We start from the raw sequence: 1,393 nt of genomic DNA, 5'->3' as shown, positions 1-1,393 counted from the left end.
CTGACGATCTGAATAGCCACCATGAGTGGATAAGTCAGAAGTATGCTCCAGAGCAAGTTGAACCCAAATTGGGCGCCGGCCTGCGAATAGGTGGCAATACCGCTTGGGTCATCGTCGGCGGCGCCCGTTACCAAGCCCGGCCCGAGTTTGGCAAGCCACGAATTATCCATTTCATCGGGTTGGTGATGGTCGACATCTAATTCATTCACAGCAGTCTCCGGTAGATTGCGCTCGATCCGCATGAAGGTGTCAGCCTCTTATTATGGGCACCTCCAACAACCTCATCCATAGTTTGACTGAAATAAGTGAAATTCTGAGCACATCCAGAACCGAATGGCCAGGTCCACAATGATGATACCCAAACCGAGCTTGTTTGCAGAAGAAGAACTTGGGAGCCGTCGCGGAAAAGTGGGGGCGCCCGCTGGTCGGTCTCTCCACGTCGCGCCATTCAGAACCACGTCGGCCACCCGCACGCCGATAATCTCCGAGATCTGCGCCCTTGTGTTACAGAGCACGGCCAGCAGATTTCCTCGCGTGGCGGAACGCCGCGGATAGGGCGCTCACGCTCAGCGCCCGTTCAATGACGTGAAAAAAGAATAGATCGAGCCATGCCGCGAATTTCAGGAACGCTCGCAATGCGGTCAGCCTAAAATTGCAGCGGCCCATCGAACTGCTCAATGAGCGTATGCCGCAGCATGAAACGATACCCCGATTACATAGAATCGCGGACACCCTCCAATTCCCCCATTGTTATTCGGTGATTCAGCTCCTTCCCTACTTGGAGGGATGCCGCGTATGAGTTTTCTAAATCTTTGTCGAAGCACCAATATTCCGGAAACTTTTCCGTTGCGGGCTTACCGCGAGCTGAAGAGGCGACTCAACAAATATCCGACGCCCGCCGCAATCCCGAGCGAGGTAACCGGGTTTTCGCGCACATAAACACGAGCCTCTTCCATCAACCGAGCCTGCACCTCTTTCAACTGGTCGCCTTTGGTGCTGAGCGTTTCCGCTGCCCCCGCCAACGTATCGACCGCCTGATGTGCGCCGGAGGCGATCTGATCGACTGCAGGCCGGGCCGCATCCGCCACTTTGTCAATCGTCGTGTGCGCTCCGGCACTTACCTGGTCCACATTGGCCGCCAAAGTGCCTGGGTTGGGTTTTGCGCCAGGTGTGAATTTTTCAAATGGTTCCATGATTTCTCCAGAAAAGATTGTTTTGATTTTCAGAAAGGATCTGTATTTTTCGAGATATCCGGGCAGACGAATGACTGCCCATTATCGCCTGTGAATAGTTACCCTCAAGCCCTACAATGGCAGCGATTCGCCGGAATAAGTATCTATTCCGTAATAGGTATCGATACTTCTTGCCCAATTCTTATCGGCCATATCGGGCC

Annotated in this window: 2 protein-coding genes; both read right to left on the bottom strand. The window is 53.6% G+C overall.

What is annotated here, in order from left to right:
• The coding region (locus tag ACFOFO_RS24370) for a divalent metal cation transporter (protein WP_390332297.1) at positions 1-170 on the bottom strand (170 nt) is incomplete at its 3' end.
• A 684-nt stretch (positions 171-854) separates the two neighbouring features.
• Complete coding sequence (locus tag ACFOFO_RS24365) at positions 855-1,193, bottom strand: ElaB/YgaM/YqjD family protein (protein WP_390333258.1); 339 nt, start codon at positions 1,191-1,193, stop codon at positions 855-857.
• Positions 1,194-1,393: the final 200 nt, after the last annotated feature.

Origin of the sequence: Pseudundibacterium arcticum (genome assembly GCF_042646465.1) — a bacterium.
Classification (GTDB): Bacteria; Pseudomonadota; Gammaproteobacteria; order Burkholderiales; family Burkholderiaceae_D; genus Undibacterium_A; species Undibacterium_A arcticum.
Note: the sequence above shows the minus strand (reverse complement) of the source record. Positions and strands in the feature narration are given on the sequence as shown.

What these genes read in the sequence shown, in the direction of transcription:
- ACFOFO_RS24365 (WP_390333258.1), bottom strand. Translation starts at nt 1,193, where the DNA reads ATGGAACCATTTGAAAAATTCACACCTGGCGCAAAACCCAACCCAGGC.